Here is a 17,928-nt window from a genome sequence, read left to right on the forward strand (position 1 = left end):
GGCGTGCAGCCCCTATCCTGGTATGAGGCATGGGAGTGTGTCCGCGTTGTGTGGTGTGATTACTCGGCCTTGCCTACGAAAATGGATTTGTCCTTGTCAAACTTGTAAATGAATACGTCTGCATTTGTGTTGTCACCTTTTTCATCAAAGGTAACCTTGGTGAATTGACCCTGAAAATCTTTGGTTTTGTGGACTGCATCGAGGACTTGCTCGCGGGTTGGTTTTTTGCCTCCGTTCGCTTTGGCAGCTTCCAAGACACCATTGAGGATGACGTTCATGGAGTCGAAACCATAGACGGAATAGGTTTCCAGAGGCTTGTTTGTGGCTTTCTTGTACTCTTCAGCCCATTTTTTGCCCTCTTCGGTTTGCGTTACGTCCCCTGCTACTGACGTAAAGACTACACCTTCGACAGCATTACCGGCTATTTTTATCATATCAGAAGAATCCAAGCCGTCGCCACCCATAAAATAACCCTTAAATCCTTTTTCACGAGCTTGCTTGACCAAAATTCCACCTTCTGGATAAAGACCTCCGAAAAAGATAATGTCCGGGTTTTTCACCGTTACCTGGTTAAGTACCGCGCTGTAGTCTTTTTCGCCCTGGGTGATCCCCTCAAAGCCAAGGATTTGGACTCCGTCCTTTTCGAATTGCATCTTCACTTGATCGCTCAGACCTTGGCCGTATGCTGTCTTATCATGGATAATATAGGCCGTTTTTACACCAAGTGTATTCTTTGCATAAAGAGCAGCCTTTGGTCCTTGTGCGTCATCGCGAGCACAGATTCGATGGACGGTTTTCTTGCCTTCCTCCGTGAGCTTCACCCCTGTATTTGCCGGGGATACCATGACCAGCTTGCCTTCGTCGTACTTTACAGACGACGGAATGGCAACCCCTGTGTTATAATGCCCGACTACACCGTACACATCGGGATCAGAGATGAGCATCTCCGCATTGGATACCCCAATTTTCGGGTCGCCTTGATCATCCTGAGGGAAAAGCTGGAGATCAAATCCAAGTGCTTTAAATTCTTCCTTGCGCTTTTCGAGAGCATAACCAGCGCCTGTCTTAATCGCATCTCCGATAGCAGAATTGCTCCCGGACAGAGGGGATTGTGTGGCAATTTTGATGAGGCCACCCTCGGTCGTTCCTCCACCACTGTTGCCCGGAGCTGGCTGACTTTGCCCGCCGCTTGCGTTACTTCCTCCGCTTGAATTGCTATTTCCTGCGCAACCTGTTAATGCCATACTCGCAGCCAATACCGCAGATAAAACCCCCACATAAGAACGCTTTTTCATTCAGAATGAATCCCCCTTCTATCATTCTTTGTTCTTGTTACCCAATCCATCTACCACGTTAGCCAGGTTGCGACTTTCAAAAACGATACTCTTCGGGGATAAAGATAGATAGGCTTGGTTGTTTTTATTTTAAAATAAATCTGATAATTTACAAGAAGTAAAATATATTTTATATACATATATCATTGATTCACAAACGATCACGATTGTTTGTGTAATAGCAAAAAAACACTCCCTCAAGGTAGAGGAAGTGCCGGAACGACGATTTGCCCACTTTTCACATCGACAATGCCTGTAGCCGTTAGACGTGCATACGGCAAGTGGGTAGCCGTAAAAAACAAAAGCGAATAAATCGGATCGAGATGGACATGTCCTTTGGAACGGAGCTGATTTACCAAATTTTCACCCATGCCAATTACTTCCTCCATCGGTGCCGACGCGAATTTTCCAGCAAGAGGCAATGGGCATTCGCAAATGATTTTTCCTTCATCGATTAGGACGACTCCACCTTTTATTTCCCGAATACGCTCCAGTGCTTGCGCCATCGCTTGAGGATCGCGTCCGATTACGATCCAATCGCCAGAAGCTGAATAAGTGCTGGCTAGTCCTTCGAGATGCTCACCGAAGCCGTGAAGCACTGCCATTGTTCGGTTGCCTCCAGTTGCATTTGCATCAATAATAGCGATCAATGCCAACTGCGGATCATGCTGCAAGGATACGTATCCGTCCTGATCAACGGGCATGTCTTCTAGCGACAGCCGCGTGATAACGGCATTCAGCATCTGTAGCACAGGGGTCTTGCCGTCCGCATCTGGCCGCAGGCGGAACCAATCAGGATGTGCCTGTTTTTTCAATGGATCAGCGAAACGTAACGAAGCTTCCTCCCATTGTGGCTGAACGGTTGGAACGAGCAGAGTCCCTTTTTCTGCCACACGTTGTCCATTTGCAATCACGATGGATGGAGTCGGTTGATCCTTTGCCGTCAACAATAGCATATCGGCGATTCGACCTGGCGCAATTCCTCCGATCTCCGCGTCCAGCCCATAATAGACAGCCGGGTTCAGGGTCGCCATGACATACGCTTCTTCTGGCGGCATTCCCGCTTCCATGGCAACACGGAGCGTACTATCCATGAACCCGTCACGATGCATCGGCGGTGTGCTTCCATCCGATGTCAGCATCATCCGTGAAGACCACGGCACCCCCAACTCCAACCAGCCCTTCACCAGCTCCGGCAGATCAGGGCGAATAGAGGAATGGCGCAGTGTCGCATACATGCCTAAACGGATGCGCGAGAGCAAATCAGCAGCTTGGATAGCCTCATGACAAGCTGTTATACCGGCTGCTGCGGCAATGTTCAATGTCTCGTATGACGCCCCCGGATGATGCCCTTCCATCCTTTTGCCCAAGTCCCGCGTATGCTTCAAACCAAAAAGCAGCGTCTCATCCTCTTGTAAAACACCGCCCCAATTCGTCAACTCACCGCCCTGGATCACGCGTGGATGTTCCAGCATTCGCGCCAAATTTTCCTTCGTGAACGACGGATGAGCTTTCCCTGTCTGCGGATCGAGTCTGCCCCAGAAAAATTGCTTCACGGGATGTGCTGCCAAAGAATCCATGATCGCTGCCGTTTGCGAAAAGGGCAGCTGCATGAGCATTAACGTATCCGACACCATACCAGTCGTTCCCGTCTGCAAAGCAAAGTCAGCCAACGTATAAGGGTTATACCATTGAAACGGATGCGCGTGAGGCTCGATGTAACCCGGCACGAGATATTGTCCAGCCGCCTCTATAATCACGGTCTGATCATCGACCAATGGCTCTTTTTCTCCTACATAAGCAATACGCTCTCCTGCCACTGAGACGTGATGCTCTTGCCATTCTTTTGTGTACACATTCAGAACGCTTGCGCCTTTTATCCAGAGGCTTGCCGGTGCCTGACGTCTGCTCACGCGAATCATGTTCAAGTAATCACGATCTGATAGGGCTCGTACGCGCATCATTTCTTCTCTCCTCGCTGGTCTCCCGATGTTTCTTCAAAATGAACGGTCGTTCATCACTCTCTACACCTTCTCCTCCCATCATCCATTCCCCTGCAAGCTTGGTAATGGTAGTAACAATTCCCACGGGTGTCTTGTCCCCCTTTATTACACACTAGGGAATAGACGTAATTGCGACAGGAGGACAACTCTCATGCATAAAAACGTAGGTAGAACTGATGCCATGATTCGTATAACTGGTGGTCTGTTGGGCTTGGCGTATGGCATCGGAAAAATGAGTCGTCGCCCATCCAACACTCCATGGCTGCTCATGGCTTTTTCAGCAATGAAAGTAGCGGAAGGAGCTACTCGCTTTTGTCCGATGTACGCAGCGCTGGGCATCAATACGAAAAAAGGGAATGGCATGATGGATCAGCTCAAGAAAAAAGGCGTGCAGATGGCAGTCAACCAGTTTACCCGCTCCATGAATATTGCGCCCATCAAAGACTCGAACACCAGCCAGGATGATGAGAGCAACACGCCAGCGACAACGAATAAGGCAAGCATACAGTATTCCACAAGCTCACAATTATTGAGAAATCCAGAAAAACAAACAATCACCAATCAGCAAAATACGAAGCTTACTCCCGAGGATCAACTTCTCGAAAAAGCGGCAAGAGAGATCATTTCATTTCGCTCCCAAGAAAATAACAACAGCAGCACTCGTTACCCCACGTACACATAAGGAGAGGAGGCACTGCATATGCTTGTCTGCTCCCAGATGTATGAATGGATGTCCCATAACTTCTTTGTCATTGCCACGATAATTGGCGTCATCGGCGTAATGGGATATTACTTCTTTCGCACCTCGCGAAAGAGAGGGAGATATCGTCAGTAAAGGAGAAGCAACCAACCGCCTTTTCATAGGGCGGTTTTTTCCATTTACAAAATTAATTGTTGTGCATATAATTGTCGTTGCAAGTATTTTTGAACGAAAGAGGGTTATTCCCCTGATCGATCATTGGCAAAAGGAACCGGTTGGATTTCTTATTGGAAATACATACCGGAGAATGATTCATTATGTTTCCCTTTTTTTAAAGGAGTTTGATTTGACCACGGAGCAGTTTGCCGTTCTTTATCGGCTACGCGAGGAAGAGGGTATCAATCAAAAAGAGCTGGCCCAGCGCTCTGCGAAGGATCAGCCTTCCATGACACGCATTTTAGACACACTCGCCAAAAAAGGCTTTATCGAAAAGACATTGAGCGACCAAGACCGCCGCGCTTACATCATTACCCTTTCCCCGAAAGGACGGGAATGGCTTGAGCAAGCAATTCCTGTAGAGGCTCAGGCTGTTGCGGACATTTTGGAAGGGATCTCTCCTGAAAAGCTGGCCTTCCTACGGGAAATCTTGCTGGAGATTAACGAGAACATCAATAGAAAAACGACAGACTAGGAGTGACAGCATTGGGAGAGAGTAGGGAGAGACTGTGGACGAGAGATTTCGTCCTGTTAACTGTATGCAATTTGTTGTTGTTTCTCACGGTTCAAATGCAAACCCCAACATTCCCTGCCTATGTGAAGGAAGCTTATCAGGCCAATGATTTTGTTGTCAGCCTGGTTATTAGCTTGTTTTCACTTGCAGCAGTGATCGCAAGGGTATTTACCGGGGAAGCTTTGAAAACGAAAAGCAGTAAGCTCTTGGCAATCGTAGCACTTGGATTTGTCGCGATTTTCAGCGCAGGCTATTACTGGGCGGGAAGCATTGTGTTCTTTCTTCTGTTGCGAATCCTGGTCGGCATCGGCTTTGGGATGGGCAGCACGACCTTTCCGACGATTGTCTCTAATGTGATTCCTGCCAGAAGAATCGGCGAAGGCATGGGTTATTTCGGCTTATCGACCAGCCTGGCTATGGCACTCGGCCCGTTGATTGGACTTGGCGTGTTAAATGGGTTTGGATTCGGATCGATGCTCATGGTTCTCGTGTTGTTAGTTGTTATTATTTTTCCGTTAATGCATTTTATCCGGGCCTACAATCAGCTTCCTGTGTCGTCCGGGAACACACAAACGGTCACAGGCATTCGTCGATTTTATGATAAAAAGCTGCTGCTTCCAGCTGGACTGAACTTTTGTTTATCCATTACGTATGGCGGGATTCTCAGCTTTTTGGCCTTGTATGGAAAAGAGGCCCACATTGAGAATGTCGGCTGGTTTTTCCTTACGAATGCTCTGGCGATGGTGTTGATTCGTCCGTTTTCCGGCAAGCTTTATGATCGCAAAGGGCACATTGCCGTCCTGCCTCCCGGTGCGATTTTCGTCGGGATCAGCCTCTTGCTCCTGTCCCTGACAACGACAGAGTCCTTGCTTCTCGTCTCTGCTGCCTTCTATGGCCTTGGCTATGGCATGATTCAGCCATCTATCCAGGCGTGGATGGTGAAGGTCGTCACACCTGAGCAACGCGGCATGGCGAATGGACTGTTCTTTAATTCCATCGATCTGGGGATCGCGGTTGGCTCTATGCTCCTCGGCGTCATCGCGACACATTCGAGCTACTCTGTCATGTACCGCTGGTCGGCGGCTTGCTTGCTGCTGTTCCTTATTGTTTATTTCCTTTCGCAGGTGGCTGCGGCTAAGGCGAAAAAAGCGGCCATCGCAGGTGAAAACGTTAGTATATAGTAACCAAAAAAAGCTGTTCCCCACGTAGAAATCTCTACAGAAGGAACAGCTTGTTCTTTTTATCCCTTTTGCTGATACTTCATCGCTCGTGCCGCAATATCCGTGCGATACTGCGCCCCATCAAACGAGATCCCCTGCACCTTCGCGTACGCCGTCTCACGCGCTTGCGCCAAATCCGCTCCTGTTGCCACGACGCCAAGTACACGGCCACCGCTCGTAACGATGCCTTCCTCAGTTTCCTTCGTACCTGCGTGAAACACCGTAGCTCCCTCATTTGCCTGACCCAGTCCGTGAATCAACGCACCCTTTGGATATTCTCCCGGATAACCCGGCGCTGCCATGACGACACAGACAGCACTTCCTTTTTGCCATGTCACATCGACTGCATCGAGCTCACCATTGATCGTTCCGACAAAAATATCGAGCAAATCTGTTTCGAGTAACGGCAAGAGCACCTGTGTCTCTGGATCGCCAAAACGCGCATTGAACTCCACGACTTTCGGGCCTTGCTCCGTAATCATCAGACCTGTGTAGAGAATGCCTTTGAACGGAATGCCATCCTTGGCCATCCCTGAAGCCATCGGCTGGACAATCGTTTTGACGATCTCGTCCACCAGCTCAGCAGACATTTGCGGTACCGGGGCGTATGTTCCCATGCCGCCTGTATTCGGGCCGCGGTCATCATTGAAGATTCGCTTATGATCCTGAGAAGTAATCATCGGCTTAACCGTCTCTCCATCGACGAAAGACAACAGCGACAGCTCTTCACCGAACATGCACTCCTCAATGACCACGCGCGCTCCCGCTTCACCAAAGACGCTTTCCTGCATAATCTGACGAAGTGCCTCTTCCGCTTCCTCCACCGTTTCTGCGACAACGACCCCTTTCCCCGCTGCCAAGCCATCCGCTTTGACAACGATAGGAGCGCCCTGCTCTCTCACATACGCACTCGCCGATTCGTAATCCAGAAATGATTCATAGGCAGACGTCGGAATCTCGTAGCGTTTCATTAAACTTTTCGCAAAAGACTTGCTTCCCTCGATCATTGCCGCTTTTTGGTTCGGGCCATAGATCGGCAGATTGCGCTCCTGGAAAAAGTCTACAATCCCCGCCAGCAAAGGATCTTCTGGGCCAACGACAGTCAGATCGATTCCCTCATCCTTGACGAATTGAACCAGTGCAGCAAAATCATGGACACCGATCGGAACGTTTTGAGCGATTTGGGCGGTGCCCCCATTTCCTGGCGCACAGTATACCTTTGTCACTTTAGAACTCTGCAACAGCTTCCAGGCAATCGTGTGTTCTCGACCGCCGCCACCGATCACTAATATTTTCATTGTATTTCCTCCTGTGTGAGAGGTAATCCACTCTTTCATACGTGTTAAAAAAGCGAAAGTTACTCCCAAATAGCCTCTTTTAGTGCTTGAAATGACGCGTGCCGGTAAAGATCATCGCAATGCCTGCTCGGTTGCAAGCATCAATCGATTCTTGGTCGCGAATCGAGCCGCCTGGCTGGATGATAGCGGTAATCCCTGCTTTAGCTGCCGCTTCCACGGTGTCTCCCATCGGGAAAAACGCATCTGAGGCCAGAACCGAGCCACTTGCCAATGTACCTGCTTGCTCGATGGCGATTTTTGCTGCCCCAACGCGGTTCATCTGACCTGCGCCCACACCGATAGTCATATTGTCTTTTGCCAATAGAATCGCATTCGACTTGACGTGCTTGACGACCTTCCACGCGAATTTCAGCTGTGCCAGTTCCTCTTCCGAAGGCTTGCGGTCTGTAACCACTTGAATCTCGCTTTCTTCGAGCTGCTTGTAGTCGAAGTCTTGAATGAGTGCCCCGCCTGCAACAGGAGCCACGCGGAACAGGTTGTCCACTTTTTTGGCTGGTTCATTCAGCGCAGAAATACGCAAGAGACGGAGGTTCTTTTTCTCAGCCAGAACAGTCAACGCCTCTTCGGTGAAGTCTGGTGCGATAATAATTTCCAAGAAAATCTCTTTCATCGCGAGTGCGGTGTCACGGTCAATCGTGCGGTTTGCTGCCACAATCCCACCGAAAATAGAGACAGGGTCTGCTTCGTACGCTTTTTGGTAAGCGGCGCGAATATCAGCGCCAATCCCTACTCCACAAGGGTTGGAGTGCTTGATCGCAACGACAGCAGGTTCAGCGAATTCGCGTACAATCGCCAACGCTGCGTCTGCGTCATTGATGTTGTTATAGGAAAGCTCTTTTCCTTGCAGCTGACTCGCATTCCCGATGCTCAGCTGATCCGATAATGGCTCACGGTAAAATGCCGCACGTTGGTGTGGATTTTCCCCATAGCGTAAATCCTGTGCTTTCTCGTAAGTCACCGTGTAGCTCTCAGGCAGCAGTTCGCCCACCTGCTCACTCAAATAGCGAGAGATTAAGGCATCATAGGCAGCTGTATGACGGAAAACTTTTGCTGCCAGCTTACGACGGGTTTCTAGCGTAGTATCGCCATTTGCTTCAATTTCTTCTGCTACTTTTTCATAATCGGCTGCATCGACCACCACACTGACAAACGCGTGATTTTTCGCAGCAGAACGCAGCATTGTTGGTCCACCAATATCAATATTCTCAATGGCATCTTCATATGTCACATCTGGCTTCGCTATTGTTTCCTTGAAAGGATACAGGTTTACGACAACCAGATCAATGGTCTCAATCCCAAGGTCTTTTAGTTGCTGCACATGTGCTTCACTGTCCCTTACAGCCAAGAGGCCGCTGTGGATATTGGGATGCAACGTTTTGACGCGACCGTCCAAAATTTCTGGAAATCCAGTCACTTCAGAAATGCCAATGACGGGAACTCCCTCTGCTTTTAAAAGAGAAGCCGTACCCCCGGTAGAAATGATCTGTACCCCGGCGGCTACCAATCGACGGGCAAACGGAATCAATCCTGTCTTGTCAGAAACGCTGATCAACGCTTTTTTCACACTCACGGATAGAACCTCCTGAATTTTAGTGAAAACATGAGTAACTATTGACCAAAACACGAACAATACTCATATATTATAAAATAATCGTACGCTATTATCAATAACTTCATGAGGAAAACAAACGCAGCCGCCCATGCCTGTTCGGCACTTGCGACTGCATCCACCTGTATTTGCTTTGATGAAATTATCGTTTTTTCTTGCCTTTGCCTGATAGCCTTTTGATGCGGTCTGACAGGGAGACTGATTTGCCTTTGGCAGTCGCCCTGATTGGCTTGATCGGCTTCTTCGACTTACGGCTCTTCGCCTTTACTTCTTTGGGCATTAAGTCCCCTAACTCTTCCATGGAGATGGAATTGCCGTCCTTTACACGATCCCTGACGCGCTCTTTCGTCTCCTCTGGCACTTGGAATCCCATATTTCCCAGCTCATCGAGCAGCGCATCTACATTGGCTCCGCCCTTCGGCATTTTTTCCGCGAGCTTCATAATATCGTTAAGCGTCCATTGCCGCCCGGTTTTTTGGCTTAGCTTATCGAGCAAGTTCGAAACAAAATCTCCGCTCAAGTCGGCCCCTCCCTTTGTGGGAATATCCTTCTTTATTACTGTATGTCACAAGAGTTGATTTGGTTTGTCATGATTCGTGGAAGAAGCATAGCAGCAAAATAGGGTGAGTCGGTCATGTTAGAAGCCGACACCGTCTGAAAGGACATGAATAACATGCATGTAGGACGAGAAAACAAGAGGGTTTTTATTCTCGAAAGGGGGGGAACGTTTTAATGGACAGTAGTCCAAGTTGCGGAATGAATAACTGCAATCAAGATTGTGTACGGAGAATTTTCCGACCTTGTGGCGCTGCGGCATGTTCCCCATACCTTATTCATCATTCTCCCTTTTTATGGGACGAGTGTATGTAAGTATCTCTATGTAGGCATGCTTGCGCAACATGGTCGTATCCCTCCGATCCTTCTTTGCGAAAGGATGAGAAAACCATGTTGAACATTTACAAAACGAATACCCTCGGAAAAATAGAAGAACTGCACCAATTTGAAAAAGGCTGCTGGATTCATCTGACCGATCCTTCTGAGCAAGAAAAGCTTCAAGTCGTCAGAGAGTTGTCGATTGATCTTCATTTTTTGCAGGATGCCCTTGATGATGAAGAAATCGGACGGATCGACAAGGAAGGGAACCGCGTGAAGCTCTACGTGGACATCCCAATCTCCACGAAAGAAGCGACGAAAGACAACTATACGACGGTTCCATTGGGAATCATGGTGACGGAAGATTATATCTTAACGGTTTGTCTGGTAGAAACGGCTGTCATGAATGAGTTCGTCCAAGGAAAAGTGAAAAGCTTTCACACGCACATGCGAAACCGGTTCGTCCTGCAAATTTTATCGAATACGTCGCATAATTATTTGCATTACTTGAAAAAAATCAACAAGCAGACAGAAACGCTGGAAAAATCGTTGCGGCAATCGACGAAAAACAATGAACTGCTTACCTTACTTGAATTGCAGAAAAGTCTCGTTTATTTTTCGACGTCCCTGGAAACGAACAGTCTGTTGATCTCCCTGCTTCGGAGCGGCAGTTATTTGAAAATGTACGAAGAAGATAAGGCGCTGCTGGAAGAAGTAAAAATCGAAACCAAGCAGGCCATCAAAATGACGGAAATCTATACCGCTATTTTAGGGAACATCATGAATGGCTTTGGCTCCGTCATCTCCAATAATCTGAATCGCGTATTGAAGCTGTTAACTGCCATTACTATTGTCATCACGTTACCTATGGTGATTGGCACCTTTTACGGGATGAACGTCGGGCTTCCTTTTCAAGATCATCCGCACGCATTCACGATCATTATGATCATGTCCACCGCCATTACGTCCGTAACTGCCCTCCTGTTTTGGAGAAAGAAGTATTTTTAAAACGGATGACCAAAAAACCGACATCGTAAAAGGATGTCGGTTACTGCTTTCTCTCTCGATTTACGTCAGCTGGACAAGCCTTCCTTCCAGCTTTACTCTCTCGTCTGCTAAATAGCCAATGACCTTCACCAAAAGCTCATGCTCCACAGCATGGATGCGAGCCGCCAAGGTCTCAGCCGTATCTGCTTCTTGCACCGCTACGGGAATTTGGGCAATGATCGGCCCTGTATCCAGACCGGCATCAACCAGATGTACCGTTACCCCTGTTATCTTTACCCCGTATGCGAGTGCCTGACCAACCGCGTCTTTTCCTGGGAAAGCAGGCAAAAGTGACGGATGCAGATTGATGATTTTTCCTTCGTAGGATGACAAAAGAGTGTCGCCCACCAACCGCATGTAGCCTGCCAGCACAACCAGCGATATATCGAGTTTTTGGAGCTGCGCCACTATTTCCTGTTCAAAAGCAGCCTTGTCTGCATACTCCTTCGGTTGAAAAACAAAGGCGTCGATCCCTAAACGCTCTGCCCGTTCCAAAACCTTGGCGCCGGGCTTGTCACACACGAGCAAGCCAACTTCTACACCTGCGAGCCTACCGTCCTGTACAGCCTGCACGATCGCTTCAAAGTTGGAGCCGCTGCCTGAGGCGAAAATGGCCAGCTTTCTCACCATTCCACCCCGTTGTATACGACTTTGCGCTCTCCCGCTTGAATTTGTCCGATCAAATACGCCTGTTCTCCCAGCTCTTGCAGCTTTTCCATCACACTCACTGCGTCTTCCGGCTTCACGACAAGCATCATGCCAATGCCCATGTTGAACGTCTTGTACATATCCGGGTAAGAGATGTTCCCCGCCTCTTGTACCAGCTCGAAAATTGGCAGCACAGGCCAGGAACCAACGTTGATCACAGCCTGCATTCCTTCTGGAAGCACGCGTGGAATGTTTTCAGTAAAGCCGCCGCCTGTGATGTGTACCAGCGCTTTCACTTCATGTGACTCGAGAACAGATAGTACTTGCTTCACATAAATGCGGGTCGGTGTCAGCAGCTCTTCGCCGAGCTTTTTGCCCAATACGTCAACATGATCATGCAGAGACATGCCTTTGTCTGCCAAAAGAACCTTGCGAACGAGCGAGAAGCCATTGCTGTGCACGCCGCTGGAAGCCAGACCGATCAGTACATCGCCTGCCGCCACGGAAGCTCCCGTAATCATTTTGCTCTCGTCCACGACACCTACGGTAAAGCCTGCGATGTCGTATTCGCCTTCTGCGTACATGCCAGGCATCTCGGCAGTCTCCCCGCCAATCAGCGAGCAGCCGGACTGAGAGCAGCCTTCCGCAATCCCTTTGACAATCGCTTCGATTTTTTCTGGAATGACCTTGTCTACTGCCAGATAATCGAGGAAAAAGAGCGGCTCTGCCCCTTGAACCACTACGTCATTGACGCACATAGCGACCGCATCGATGCCAATTGTATCGTGTTTGTCCATGGCAAAAGCGAGCTTTAGCTTGGTTCCAACCCCATCTGTGCCGGAAACGAGAATCGGATTCTCGTATTTTTTGGTATCCAGGCGAAACAGCGCTCCGAACCCGCCCAAATCAGTCATAACTTCCGGGCGGAATGTTCTTTTGACGTGCTTTTTCATGCGCTCGACGGCTTCGTTGCCCGCATCGATGTCTACGCCAGCTTGTTTATATGCTTCACTCATCGTTTCTCCCCCTAGCAAGAGGTGCTTGTATTAGCGGTTGTTCATAAGAAGCACGGTTAGCATTTGAGCGCAGGTAGCGCTTCTTCGAACTCAATCTCTGTCGGATATTCTCCGTTAAAGCATGCGAGGCAGTGTCCTCTATTAGGAGCTGAATCGGTGCGGCCAATTGCATCGATCATTCCTTCAATAGACAAGAACGACAGGGAATCAGCCTCAATGATTTGACGAATTTCCTCTACGGATTTGGTCGACGCAATCAGTTCCTCACGCGACGAGGTGTCGATGCCGTAAAAGCAAGAATTCATAACAGGTGGAGAGCTGATGCGCACATGGACTTCTTTGGCGCCAGCCTCACGCAGCATGCGGACGATCCGATTACTCGTCGTACCACGAACAATGGAGTCATCAATCATCACGACGCGTTTGCCTTCCACTACTTTGCGAACCGCAGACAGCTTGAGATAGACAGCGCGCTCACGCAGCTCCTGACTCGGCTGAATGAAGGTACGTCCGACATAGCGGTTTTTGATCAAGCCGATTTCGTACGGAATTCCTGTCGCTTCCGCAAATCCGATAGCAGCAGAGATACTCGAATCCGGTACACCTGTGACGACATCAGCATCAATTGCGGATTCCAAAGCCAGCTGCTTGCCCAGACGTTTGCGCGCCATGTGGACGTTGATTCCGTCGATGTCACTGTCTGGTCGGGCAAAATAAATGTATTCAAACGTACAAATCGAACGCTGTGTCGTTTCTGTATGCTTGCTCTCGGTAATGCCATTCTTGTCGATGACGATCAGCTCACCCGGTTGTACATCACGCCAATATTGCGCACCAATGATATCGAACGCACAAGTCTCGGACGCGACAGTGATCGCATCTCCGAGACGTCCCAGTGACAGTGGACGCAAGCCATTCGGATCGAGGGCGATCACGAGCTGGTTTTCGTTCATGACGAGAAGCGCATACGCTCCCTTGATGTATTGCAGAGCATCCTTTACCGCTCCTGGCAAATCCTTGCACTCAGAGCGGGCGATCAGGTGTGCGATCACCTCAGTGTCGCTGGTCGTCTGAAATATGGAGCCCTTTGCTTCCAGCTCTTTTCTAAGCACAGCGGCATTTACGAGATTCCCGTTGTGGGCAACTGCCATGCTGCCTTGTGCATAGCGGAAAAAGAGCGGTTGGGCGTTTTCAATCTTACTCGAACCAGCAGTCGTATAACGGGTATGACCAATTGCGATATGACCGCTGAACTTCTCCAGATCGCCCTTGCCAAAAGCCTCTGACACGAGGCCCATTCCGCGGTGCTTATACCACTTCTCGCCGTCGGAGGCGCAGATACCTGCGCTCTCCTGACCGCGATGCTGAAGGGCGTGCAGACCCAGATAGGTCAATTGGGATGCTTCTTTGTGGTTGTAGATGCCAAAAACGCCGCATTCTTCATTCAATTTGTCCCAGATTAACCGATCAAACATGGAATCGCATCCTTCCAGGCTGCTTTCACCTCTTGAGTCGAAGCGTTGATCGCTTCTGTACCGTTCACGTTCACTACCAGACGATCGCCGCCGACCGTACCGATGTTTTCAGCAGGTACGCCATGTTCACCTGCCAATGCGAGAATCGCCGCCGCTTGCTCCCCAGAAGCACTGAGCAAGATGCGAGATTGAGATTCACTGAACAAGAGCGCATCAGTACGCAGCTCGGACGTAAGAGTCACCTGCGCACCGAAACCTTTTCCGAAGCAAGATTCAGCCAGTGCGACACCGAGACCACCTTCGGACAGATCGTGTGCGGAGTTCACCAGACCTTGGCGAATCGCTGTGAGAACCAGCTTTTGTACCGCCGCTTCCTTAGTCAGATCGATTTGTGGAGGACGACCGGAAATGCTGCCCGTAGCCATCTTTTGATACTCACTGCCGCCCAGCTCTGCGAAAGTCTCACCCAACAGAATGATCGCGTCGCCTTCGTTTTTGAAATCCTGGGTCGTAATATGGTCAACATCAGTGATCAAGCCGACCATTCCCACCGTTGGGGTTGGATAGATCGCGTCACCGCTGCGTTCATTGTAAAAAGATACGTTTCCGCCGATAACTGGAGCATCGAGTGCTACGCACGCTTCGCTCATGCCCTCGCACGATTTTTCAAATTGCCAGAACACCTCAGGCTTTTCCGGACTTCCGAAGTTCAGACAGTCCGTAATCGCCAGCGGCTCTGCACCGGAGCAGACCACGTTGCGCGCAGATTCTGCAACCGCAATGGCGCCGCCCACTTTTGGATCGAGGTACACATAGCGACCGTTGCAATCTGTACTTATGGCAAGGGCCTTGCGAGTACCGCGCACCATGACAACAGCAGCGTCAGAACCAGGCTTTACAGCTGTGTTTGCACGTACGATATGATCATATTGCTCATATACCCATGCTTTATTCGCCACGGTTGGCTGAGCCAGCAAGCTTTTCAGCGTACCATTCAGATCTTTCGGTTCTTGGATGGCTGCCAACACATCTACATTCGCGTTTGCTTCGTAGTAAGCAGGCACCGCAGATGGACGGTGGTACACAGGCGCGTCGTCAGCCAAGCTGTCTACTGGCACCTCTGCTACTACCTCACCTTGGTGCAACAAGCGCAGCTTGCTGTCTTCGGTTACTTTGCCCACGACAGCGGACGCCAAACCCCATTTGTCAAAAATCGCAATCGCTTCTGCCTCTTTGCCTTTTTCCACGACGACGAGCATACGCTCCTGAGACTCAGACAGCATCATTTCGTATGCAGACATGCCAGCTTCGCGCTGTGGCACGAGGTCCAGATTCATTTCGATACCATTGCCCGCCTTGGACGCCATCTCGGAGCTGGAGCTCGTCAAGCCAGCCGCTCCCATGTCCTGAATCCCGACAACGATACCCGTGTCGATCAGCTCCAGGCACGCTTCCAGCAGGAGCTTTTCCATGAATGGATCGCCGACTTGTACTGCCGGGCGTTTTTTCTCCGACTCTTCTGTGAGCTCCTCGGATGCGAAAGTCGCCCCGTGAATACCGTCACGCCCCGTGCTTGCACCAACGTAGATAACAGGGTTGCCGATACCGGACGCTACCCCTTTTTGAATCTTCTCGTGGTCGATCAAGCCGACACACATGGCGTTGACAAGCGGATTGCCTTCATACGTAGGGTCAAAATTCACTTCGCCACCCACAGTAGGAATCCCAATGCAGTTCCCGTAGCCTGCAATACCTGCAACGACGTTTTCGAACAAATATTTGACGCGAGGAGACTTGAGCTCCCCGAATCGAAGCGAGTTGAGCAGCGCAATCGGACGCGCGCCCATCGAGAATACGTCACGGATGATACCGCCCACACCAGTCGCAGCCCCTTGGTACGGCTCAATCGCAGATGGGTGGTTATGGCTTTCGATTTTGAAAACAACCGCCTGATTGTCACCGATGTCGACAATACCCGCACCTTCCCCAGGTCCTTGCAAAACGCGAGGTCCTTTTGTCGGGAAACGACGCAGGACAGGCTTGGAGTTTTTGTAGGAGCAGTGCTCCGACCACATGACGCTGTACAGACCTGTTTCCGTCCAGTTCGGCTTGCGGTCGAGAATTTCTACGACACGCTGATATTCTTCGTCAGTCAGACCGATTTCTTTGTACAGTTTTTGATCGGCAATTTGTTCGGCTGTCGGTTCTTTATGCGTGAGTTGTGACACTGTTCTGCTCCCTCCAAGTCTTCAGGATCGAGGTAAACATCCGGCGTCCGTCATCGGAAGTCATCCAAGAGTGGACGGCACGCTCCGGGTGAGGCATCATGCCAAGTACGTTTCCACGTTCGTTGCAAATGCCCGCGATGTCTTCCAGTGAACCATTCGGATTCTCGCCATGATAGCGGAAAACGATCTGTTTGTTCGCTTTAAGCTTCGCCAGTGTTTCCTCATCACAGTAGTAGTTTCCTTCGCCGTGCGCGATCGGAATTTGGATGACTTCCCCTGCCGCGAAATCACGGGTAAAGGAGGTATCGTTGTTTTCCACGCGCAATTCGGACAGCTTGCAACGGAATTTCAGTGAACGGTTACGCAAGAGTGCTCCTGGCAACAGTCCCACTTCGGTCAGGATCTGGAAGCCATTGCAGATTCCCATGATCAGCTTTCCTTCTTCTGCTGCCTTCACCACTTGCTCCATGACGGGTGAAAAACGAGCGACTGCACCACAGCGCAGATAATCTCCATAAGAGAATCCACCTGGCAAGAGAATCGCATCATATTTAGAAAGATCCGTATCGGAATGCCATACGTAATCCACAGGCACTCCCATTACGTCTTCAACTGCGTTAAACAAATCAACGTCGGCGTTCGAGCCTGGAAAGACGATAACGGCTACTCGCATATCCTTAGCCCTCCACGATATCAAAGCGATAGTCTTCTACCACCGTATTGGCCAACAGCTTTTCGCACATTTCACGTACACGCTCTTCGGCTTGCGCACGGTCAGAAGTGTTCAATTCCAGCTCCATGTACTTCCCGATGCGTGCATTGTTTACTTCATCAAAACCCAAGGTGTGCAGAGCACCTTTTACAGCGTGTCCTTGCGGGTCCAAAACACTCTCGCGCAATGTTACATAAACAACAGCTTTAAACATGTACGTCTCCTCCTAGTCTCGTAAGCATTTCTTTGTAAGCTTCCTCCACATTGCCCAAATCGCGGCGGAAGCGGTCTTTGTCGAGCTTTTCATTCGTTACTGAATCCCAGAAACGGCATGTATCCGGGGATATTTCATCGGCGAGGAGAATCTCCCCGTCCGCTGTTTTTCCGAATTCCAGTTTAAAATCGACCAAGGTAATGTTGCGCTCGCGCAGGTAAGGCACGAGGACCTCGTTTACAGCAAGACCCATGCGCTCCAATGTCGCTTGGTCACTCTCGCTTGCAATCCCCAACACTTTGATATGGGAGGCATTCACCAATGGATCTCCCAGTGCGTCATCCTTGTAGTAAAACTCGACAACGGGCTGCGGAAGCACAGTTCCTTCTTCCATGCCAAGACGCTTGGCCAATGAGCCTGCTGCGATATTGCGAACGACTACCTCCAAAGGGATAATCTCCACTTTGCGAACAACTTGCTCTGTGGCGGACAGCAGACGGACAAAATGGTTGTCGATGCCCCGCTCCTTCAGCATGGTGAAAAAGATTGCCGTAATGCGGTTGTTCAGCTCACCTTTTCCGGTGATTTGCGCCCGTTTCTCTCCATTAAATGCTGTTGCGTCGTCTTTGTACTCTACCCAGTACTGATCAGGCAATGATGTCCGATAAATACGTTTCGCCTTACCTTCGTAGAGTTGTTCCTGTTTTTCCACCGTAGGAGTCACCTTCCCAGTCAAAAAGGTTGAGTTTAGGTTAATTCAC

The 17,928-nt window shown here is 49.8% G+C and carries 18 protein-coding genes; 5 read left to right on the forward strand and 13 right to left on the reverse strand.

Annotated elements, in window-relative coordinates:
* Positions 1 to 59: 59 nt before the first annotated feature.
* The 3 genes from HPY31_RS18030 to HPY31_RS18040 form a co-directional block, all read right to left on the reverse strand.
* Entirely contained in the window at positions 60 to 1,295 is a 1,236-nt protein-coding gene (locus HPY31_RS18030; RefSeq protein ID WP_172141835.1) for a branched-chain amino acid ABC transporter substrate-binding protein, read from the reverse strand.
* Between the two features lie 236 nt (positions 1,296 to 1,531).
* Complete coding sequence (locus HPY31_RS18035; RefSeq protein WP_172141910.1) at positions 1,532 to 3,295, reverse strand: adenine deaminase C-terminal domain-containing protein; 1,764 nt, start codon at positions 3,293 to 3,295, stop codon at positions 1,532 to 1,534.
* A complete protein-coding gene (locus HPY31_RS18040; RefSeq protein ID WP_172141836.1) occupies positions 3,267 to 3,422 on the reverse strand; it encodes a hypothetical protein in 156 nt (51 codons plus the stop codon). Before HPY31_RS18040 ends, HPY31_RS18035 begins: the two co-directional genes overlap by 29 nt.
* Positions 3,423 to 3,488: 66 nt before the next feature.
* Between HPY31_RS18040 and HPY31_RS18045 the strand changes: the two genes are divergently transcribed.
* The 4 genes from HPY31_RS18045 (at position 3,489) to HPY31_RS18055 (ending at position 5,948) form a co-directional block, all read left to right on the forward strand.
* The gene (locus HPY31_RS18045; RefSeq protein ID WP_172141837.1) at positions 3,489 to 4,019 is read left to right on the forward strand and encodes a YgaP family membrane protein; all 531 of its coding nucleotides are present in this window, start codon (positions 3,489 to 3,491) and stop codon (positions 4,017 to 4,019) included.
* Between the two features lie 48 nt (positions 4,020 to 4,067).
* Positions 4,068 to 4,172, forward strand: a complete 105-nt coding sequence (locus tag HPY31_RS29230) for an EYxxD motif small membrane protein (protein ID WP_371811737.1) — start codon at positions 4,068 to 4,070, stop codon at positions 4,170 to 4,172.
* 172 nt (positions 4,173 to 4,344) lie between these two features.
* Positions 4,345 to 4,728 carry a MarR family winged helix-turn-helix transcriptional regulator gene (locus HPY31_RS18050; protein WP_172141838.1) on the forward strand — a complete coding sequence of 128 codons (384 nt, stop codon included), beginning with the start codon at positions 4,345 to 4,347 and terminating at the stop codon, positions 4,726 to 4,728.
* Positions 4,729 to 4,739: 11 nt separating this feature from the next.
* Complete coding sequence (locus HPY31_RS18055; RefSeq protein WP_172141839.1) at positions 4,740 to 5,948, forward strand: MFS transporter; 1,209 nt, start codon at positions 4,740 to 4,742, stop codon at positions 5,946 to 5,948.
* A gap of 59 nt (positions 5,949 to 6,007) precedes the next feature.
* Here the strand turns inward: HPY31_RS18055 and purD are convergent, their stop codons facing one another.
* From purD to HPY31_RS18070, 3 genes are all read right to left on the reverse strand, one after another.
* Positions 6,008 to 7,285, reverse strand: a complete 1,278-nt coding sequence (gene purD / locus HPY31_RS18060) for a phosphoribosylamine--glycine ligase (RefSeq protein WP_172141840.1) — start codon at positions 7,283 to 7,285, stop codon at positions 6,008 to 6,010.
* Between the two features lie 79 nt (positions 7,286 to 7,364).
* The gene (purH, locus tag HPY31_RS18065) at positions 7,365 to 8,915 is read right to left on the reverse strand and encodes a bifunctional phosphoribosylaminoimidazolecarboxamide formyltransferase/IMP cyclohydrolase (RefSeq protein WP_172141841.1); all 1,551 of its coding nucleotides are present in this window, start codon (positions 8,913 to 8,915) and stop codon (positions 7,365 to 7,367) included.
* 181 nt (positions 8,916 to 9,096) lie between these two features.
* Entirely contained in the window at positions 9,097 to 9,474 is a 378-nt protein-coding gene (locus HPY31_RS18070) for a hypothetical protein (RefSeq protein ID WP_172141842.1), read from the reverse strand.
* A 425-nt stretch (positions 9,475 to 9,899) separates the two neighbouring features.
* Between HPY31_RS18070 and HPY31_RS18075 the strand changes: the two genes are divergently transcribed.
* The gene (locus HPY31_RS18075) at positions 9,900 to 10,835 is read left to right on the forward strand and encodes a magnesium transporter CorA family protein (RefSeq protein ID WP_172141843.1); all 936 of its coding nucleotides are present in this window, start codon (positions 9,900 to 9,902) and stop codon (positions 10,833 to 10,835) included.
* Positions 10,836 to 10,895: 60 nt separating this feature from the next.
* Here HPY31_RS18075 and purN read toward each other — a convergent pair whose 3' ends face one another.
* The 7 genes from purN to purC are packed head-to-tail and all read right to left on the reverse strand — an operon-like array spanning position 10,896 to position 17,879.
* Positions 10,896 to 11,504, reverse strand: coding sequence for a phosphoribosylglycinamide formyltransferase (gene purN, locus HPY31_RS18080; protein ID WP_172141844.1), 609 nt, complete (start codon positions 11,502 to 11,504; stop codon positions 10,896 to 10,898).
* Positions 11,498 to 12,538 (reverse strand): phosphoribosylformylglycinamidine cyclo-ligase, encoded by a 1,041-nt coding sequence (purM, locus tag HPY31_RS18085; protein ID WP_172141845.1) that lies wholly within the window; start codon positions 12,536 to 12,538, stop codon positions 11,498 to 11,500. Before purM ends, purN begins: the two co-directional genes overlap by 7 nt.
* A 56-nt stretch (positions 12,539 to 12,594) precedes the next feature.
* Positions 12,595 to 14,013, reverse strand: coding sequence for an amidophosphoribosyltransferase (gene purF / locus HPY31_RS18090; protein WP_172141846.1), 1,419 nt, complete (start codon positions 14,011 to 14,013; stop codon positions 12,595 to 12,597).
* The gene (gene purL / locus HPY31_RS18095) at positions 13,998 to 16,241 is read right to left on the reverse strand and encodes a phosphoribosylformylglycinamidine synthase subunit PurL (RefSeq protein WP_172141847.1); all 2,244 of its coding nucleotides are present in this window, start codon (positions 16,239 to 16,241) and stop codon (positions 13,998 to 14,000) included. The genes purF and purL overlap by 16 nt, the downstream gene beginning before the upstream one ends.
* The gene (purQ, locus tag HPY31_RS18100; RefSeq protein ID WP_172141848.1) at positions 16,222 to 16,914 is read right to left on the reverse strand and encodes a phosphoribosylformylglycinamidine synthase subunit PurQ; all 693 of its coding nucleotides are present in this window, start codon (positions 16,912 to 16,914) and stop codon (positions 16,222 to 16,224) included. Before purQ ends, purL begins: the two co-directional genes overlap by 20 nt.
* 4 nt (positions 16,915 to 16,918) lie before the next feature.
* Positions 16,919 to 17,167, reverse strand: a complete 249-nt coding sequence (gene purS, locus HPY31_RS18105; protein ID WP_007717324.1) for a phosphoribosylformylglycinamidine synthase subunit PurS — start codon at positions 17,165 to 17,167, stop codon at positions 16,919 to 16,921.
* Positions 17,160 to 17,879, reverse strand: coding sequence for a phosphoribosylaminoimidazolesuccinocarboxamide synthase (purC, locus tag HPY31_RS18110; protein ID WP_012684340.1), 720 nt, complete (start codon positions 17,877 to 17,879; stop codon positions 17,160 to 17,162). Before purC ends, purS begins: the two co-directional genes overlap by 8 nt.
* Positions 17,880 to 17,928: the final 49 nt, after the last annotated feature.

This window comes from Brevibacillus sp. HB1.3 (assembly GCF_013186635.1).
GTDB classification, from domain to species: Bacteria; Bacillota; Bacilli; order Brevibacillales; family Brevibacillaceae; genus Brevibacillus; species Brevibacillus brevis_D.

What these genes read in the sequence shown, in the direction of transcription:
- HPY31_RS18045 (WP_172141837.1), top strand. Translation starts at nt 3,489, where the DNA reads ATGCATAAAAACGTAGGTAGAACTGATGCCATGATTCGTATAACTGGT.
- HPY31_RS18035 (WP_172141910.1), bottom strand. Translation starts at nt 3,295, where the DNA reads ATGCGCGTACGAGCCCTATCAGATCGTGATTACTTGAACATGATTCGC.
- HPY31_RS18050 (WP_172141838.1), top strand. Translation starts at nt 4,345, where the DNA reads ATGATTCATTATGTTTCCCTTTTTTTAAAGGAGTTTGATTTGACCACG.
- HPY31_RS18075 (WP_172141843.1), top strand. Translation starts at nt 9,900, where the DNA reads ATGTTGAACATTTACAAAACGAATACCCTCGGAAAAATAGAAGAACTG.
- purQ (WP_172141848.1), bottom strand. Translation starts at nt 16,914, where the DNA reads ATGCGAGTAGCCGTTATCGTCTTTCCAGGCTCGAACGCCGACGTTGAT.
- HPY31_RS18030 (WP_172141835.1), bottom strand. Translation starts at nt 1,295, where the DNA reads ATGAAAAAGCGTTCTTATGTGGGGGTTTTATCTGCGGTATTGGCTGCG.
- purN (WP_172141844.1), bottom strand. Translation starts at nt 11,504, where the DNA reads ATGGTGAGAAAGCTGGCCATTTTCGCCTCAGGCAGCGGCTCCAACTTT.
- purD (WP_172141840.1), bottom strand. Translation starts at nt 7,285, where the DNA reads ATGAAAATATTAGTGATCGGTGGCGGCGGTCGAGAACACACGATTGCC.
- HPY31_RS29230 (WP_371811737.1), top strand. Translation starts at nt 4,068, where the DNA reads ATGTCCCATAACTTCTTTGTCATTGCCACGATAATTGGCGTCATCGGC.
- purM (WP_172141845.1), bottom strand. Translation starts at nt 12,538, where the DNA reads ATGAGTGAAGCATATAAACAAGCTGGCGTAGACATCGATGCGGGCAAC.
- purS (WP_007717324.1), bottom strand. Translation starts at nt 17,167, where the DNA reads ATGTTTAAAGCTGTTGTTTATGTAACATTGCGCGAGAGTGTTTTGGAC.
- purF (WP_172141846.1), bottom strand. Translation starts at nt 14,013, where the DNA reads ATGTTTGATCGGTTAATCTGGGACAAATTGAATGAAGAATGCGGCGTT.